Origin of the sequence: uncultured Bifidobacterium sp. (assembly GCF_959020155.1) — a bacterium.
In the GTDB taxonomy this organism is placed as follows: domain Bacteria; phylum Actinomycetota; class Actinomycetes; order Actinomycetales; family Bifidobacteriaceae; genus Bifidobacterium.
In genome coordinates, this window is record NZ_CAUERC010000052.1 from 1 (window position 1) to 4,259 (window position 4,259).

Below are 4,259 nucleotides of genomic sequence, written 5' to 3' on the forward strand. Positions count from 1 at the left end.
GCATTCCCTTGCCCGACCGCAGGGCGCGTTTGCCGCGGTTCATGATGCGCCGCGCCTTGCCGGCCGTCCAGCCCACGCCGTGCATGGTGGAGGACATGCCGTGCATGCCGGCGCGTCCCGCCATCTCGGCGGCGGTGTGGCCCATGGAATCGGCGATGTCGGTCCGGTCCGAGCCGAATTGTGCGGCGCTGGACACCACGCCGGTGGCCGCGCGTCCGATGCGGGCGCGTGTGCCTCCGGCGTGGTGGGCTTGGGTTCCGCTCATGCGTTTACTTTCCTTCCTGGAAGGTCGTGGAGTACAGCCGGTAGAGGTCGCCGCCCGCGGGGATGCGCCCGTCGAACGGCACGTAGGCGCTGCCGATCTTCATGAGTCCCTGGCCGGGCAGCACGCCGGTGAAGTACTGGCGCTGCTCCTCGCTCAGGGTCAGCAGCTCGCACAGGGCGTCCGCGTCGGTGCTGTTCTGGCTCAGGAGCATGAGGAAATCGCTGTTGGACAGCATCTCGCGCGCGTCCTGGAGGTCGAGGATCTCCTCGACGTTCTGCGTGATGCCGGTGACGCCGAGCCCGTATTTGCGGGCGCGCTTGTAGATGTCCTTGAACTGGGCGGCGGCGTACTGGTTGGAGAAGAAGCGGTGGAACTCGTCGACGTACAGCCAGGTGCGCCGCCCGTTGGCCTTGTTGCGGATGACGCGGTTCCACACCTGGTCGATGACGACCATCATGCCGAACGTGCGCAGCTCGCCGGACAGGCCGGACACGTCGAATACGGTGAACCGGTTGGACAGGTCCACGTTGGTCTGCCCGTTGAAGCCGCTCATGGAGCCGGTGATGTACGGGTTGAGCGCGTCGGCAAGGTACCGGCTCACCTGGTCGCCGCCCGCCTGCAATTCGTCGTGCAGGTCCTGCAATGTGGGCTGGACCACTCCCCCGCCCTGGTTGCGGTAACGCGTGTACAGGTTGCTGACGCACTGGTCGACGAGTCCCTTCTGGAGCGGGTCGAGGCCGTCGATGCCGCCTATGAGCGCGCCGATCATGGAGACCACGTTGTTGGTCTTGTCCTTGACGGGGTCGGAGGCCGAATCGTCCTCCAGGACGATGTCCATCGGGTTGACGCGCGTGCCGGTGCCGGCGCTGATCTGGATGATCTGTCCGCCGAACGCGGCCGCGAGGGCGAGGTATTCGCGTTCCGGGTCGATGACGATCACCTCGTCGTCACGGTTGAGGAACATGCCGGCGATCTCCTGTTTGACGGTGAAGGATTTGCCGCCGCCGGACGTGCCGAGCACGAATCCGTTGGAGTTCATGTGGCTGCGCCGGTCCGCGAGGATCGGGTTGCCGCTCCTCGCGTTGCTTCCGTAGAACAGGCCGTGCGGCTCGAACACCTCCTGCGTGGTGAACGGGATGAGGATGGCCGCGCTGTTCGTGGTCAGGGTGCGTTTCATGGGCAGGGGGTTGTTGCCCAGCGGCAGCTCGGCCGTCAGTCCCTCCATCTGCATGAACTTGAGGCTCTCGGCCGTGCAGGACTGCGCGTTGACCTTGGCCTTCACGTTCCTGCACGCGACCTCCAGCTCCTCCTGGCTTGCCGCGGACACGCCGATCACGATGATCGAGTCCACGAGCCTCTGGTTGGTGGAGCGCAGCTCGTCGCGCAGCTGGCCAAGCTGTTCCTGCTGGTCGGCGAGGTCGTCGGGAAGGTCGTCGGGGTCGAGGCCCTGCTTGCGGTTCTTGCGCCGCTGGTCCATGATCTGCATCTTGACCTCGGCGTTCTTGCGGCGCACGAGCGTCATGCTTTCGCCGCGGTCCATGGGCGCCAGGTGGATGCTCACGTCGACGCGGGCGCGCAGGCCGGTCAGGTCGTTGACCAGCTGGTCGGACAGTTCCGGCGGCAGACTGGACACCCACATGGTGCGGTGCAGGTATTTCGAGTCCAGGGATTCGATGTCGAGCATGGTCGGGTTGCGCGCGTCGATGCTCCACGGGCACACGAGGTCCTTGGTGTCGGGCTTGCCGGGCTGATGCTCGAACCGGCGTTCGTCGAACCGGAACTCCTCGCCGGGCCGGAGCACCTCGGCCATGAGGCGCAGCCGGTGCTCGCGGTCGAGCCGGGTGGCCTTGCATGCGTCGATGGAGCGCATCTGGCTGACGAGGTTGTTGCACAACGCGTTCAGGGTTGCGACGGCGGCCTGCTCGTCGCTTTCACGGACGGTGACGGTCAGGGTCTTGACGGTGCTGGTGTTGCGGCTGACGGATTCGAGTTTGCCTTGGGCGAGGCGGTTGTAGTCGAGCCTGTAGTGGTCGAGGCTGTCGCCGGTCTCGTCCATCATCACGTCGGCGAGGAGTTCGCGTACGCCGCGTGAGCGCGTGTAGGAGGCGATCTGCACGCTTTGCCCGGCCTCGAAGCTGTTGATGAGCTTGGCCCACCGGTCGATGATCTCCATCTGATGGGATTCCGGGCTCAGCTGGTAGTTGATGTCATGGAAGAGGATGGTGGCGCTCCACCGTCCGTCGCCCAGGCTGGCGATCCCGTTGCGCAGCATCGCGTCGTAGCCGATGAGCTGCTTGACGCCCTTCGGCAGACGCGTCGCCTTCTTTCTCCGCGCCTTCGCCCTGGCTTCGGCACCGCCTTCGGCCGGCGCGACCACCGGGGTCTTCTTCTTTCCGAACATTCCTCACCTTTCCTTGATCGTTGGTTTCGCGCCGGTGCGGTATGGTCTTCCCGGACCGTCGAGCAGGTAGACCTCGCGCTGCGTGTAGTGACGCAGGATGTATTTCAGGTATTTCTCGGGCATGAGGCCCTTTGGCCTCACCCATCCCCATACGGCCACGGGCAGGCCGGGCGGGAAGATCAGGTACATGGCGAGGTTGGGGTCCATGCCCAGCCCGAGCCACAGTCCGACGTATCCTCCCCCGCACACGATGGCGAGGATGACGGCGGCGAGGCACTGCCTCCAGCTCATTCCCATGAACACCTTCGATTCGATGGTGGTCAGTTCCCTGTAGACGGGCATCTGCAACGCCATGATTGCTTCCTTTCGTGGATTGCGTTGTGTTTCATTCGCCGCCGAAGAGCTTCTTGGCGACGGAGTTGGCCGCCATGACGATGCCGATGAGCATGACGCTCGCCAGGAGCAGGCCGGTGAAGTTGTCCATCACCCAGCCGGAGAGGCTGTCGCCGTCCTGGAACTCGCTCGGGTTGAGCGTGCCGCCCACGAGCGTGCGGTACATGAGGATCGCCAGATACAGGGTCGCGCATTGGAACACCAGCGACGCGTACTGTTTGAAGTAGTTGATGCCCCACTGGCGGGTCTCCTCCTGGGCGATGAACGCGATCGGCAGCGGGTTGAACGCGGTGAGCATGTATATCTGCACGAAACGCAGGAGGATGACGACGGTGACGACGATGGTCGCGCCCTTGGAGACGAGGAACGGGATGAGCAGCAGGATCAGGCACGGTATCTGGCCCATCCAGCCGGCGGAGTCGATGGCGTCGCGCATGCTGTCGCCAAGGCCGAGGCCCGACGATGCGCCGGTGGTGGGCGCCGCCGAATGGATGCCGCCGAGCACGCTGTCGCCGATCTCGTCGATGGCCTGGAGCATGAGCTCGCTGTGCTGGGCCGCGGTGAACACGAGCGTGAGCTTGAACATCGCCATGGCGACGAGCTTGACGCCCAGCTCGCGGTCGCCGTCCGCCCGGGTGCTGACCCTGGCGAGTTCCAGGACGCACATGATCGCCAGTATCGTGCTGGCTATGGGTTTGACCGCCGAGCGGGCGACGGTCAGGCTCAGCTGGTACATGCCCGCGTTGTATTCGGCGGGGGTCTTCAGCAGGTCGGCCACGAGGTCGTCGCCGACGCCGGACCCTATCGAGTTGAGGATGCCGACGATGAAATCGACCATGCGTGGCCTCCCGTCTACAGGGCGATGTTGGAGAACAGGGCCGCGGCCGCGATGATCAGGCCGCCGCCGACGACCTGCCAGACGCCCGACTGGGTGGCGGGGCCGTTCTGGTCCTTCAGTCCTCCGGCCAGGGTGATGACGCCCCACACGGCCCACAGGCCGCCGCCGATGATGGCGAACTGGCTGAAGAGCTGCAACGCGCTGGTGACGACGCTGCCGCTGTCTGCCGCGATGGTGATTCCGTACATGATGTTTTCCTTTCGATGTTTTGGATGACATGACCACGGTATGGCCGTCGAGAAGGCTCCGGTTTGGACGTTCCCGACGAACCCGAAGAGGCTCGGACGATGGTATGGAAAAGG

4 protein-coding genes and 1 pseudogene are annotated in these 4,259 nt (G+C 64.9%); all 5 read right to left on the reverse strand.

Annotated elements, in window-relative coordinates:
• Positions 1–265: pseudogene (locus Q5H31_RS08075) on the reverse strand (glycoside hydrolase); the annotation flags it as partial.
• Between the two features lie 4 nt (positions 266–269).
• Positions 270–2,666 carry a VirB4-like conjugal transfer ATPase, CD1110 family gene (locus Q5H31_RS08080; RefSeq protein WP_100969899.1) on the reverse strand — a complete coding sequence of 799 codons (2,397 nt, stop codon included), beginning with the start codon at positions 2,664–2,666 and terminating at the stop codon, positions 270–272.
• Positions 2,667–2,669: 3 nt separating this feature from the next.
• Positions 2,670–3,020 (reverse strand): PrgI family protein, encoded by a 351-nt coding sequence (locus Q5H31_RS08085; protein WP_095279952.1) that lies wholly within the window; start codon positions 3,018–3,020, stop codon positions 2,670–2,672.
• A 31-nt stretch (positions 3,021–3,051) separates the two neighbouring features.
• Entirely contained in the window at positions 3,052–3,897 is an 846-nt protein-coding gene (locus tag Q5H31_RS08090) for a type IV secretion system protein (protein WP_095279953.1), read from the reverse strand.
• Positions 3,898–3,911: 14 nt separating this feature from the next.
• A complete protein-coding gene (locus tag Q5H31_RS08095) occupies positions 3,912–4,145 on the reverse strand; it encodes a hypothetical protein (protein ID WP_008783366.1) in 234 nt (77 codons plus the stop codon).
• Between the last annotated feature and the right edge of the window lie 114 nt (positions 4,146–4,259).

Coding starts and splice junctions, on each gene's coding strand:
- Q5H31_RS08080 (WP_100969899.1), bottom strand. CDS start 2,666: ATGTTCGGAAAGAAGAAGACCCCGGTGGTCGCGCCGGCCGAAGGCGGT.
- Q5H31_RS08085 (WP_095279952.1), bottom strand. CDS start 3,020: ATGGCGTTGCAGATGCCCGTCTACAGGGAACTGACCACCATCGAATCG.
- Q5H31_RS08090 (WP_095279953.1), bottom strand. CDS start 3,897: ATGGTCGATTTCATCGTCGGCATCCTCAACTCGATAGGGTCCGGCGTC.
- Q5H31_RS08095 (WP_008783366.1), bottom strand. CDS start 4,145: ATGTACGGAATCACCATCGCGGCAGACAGCGGCAGCGTCGTCACCAGC.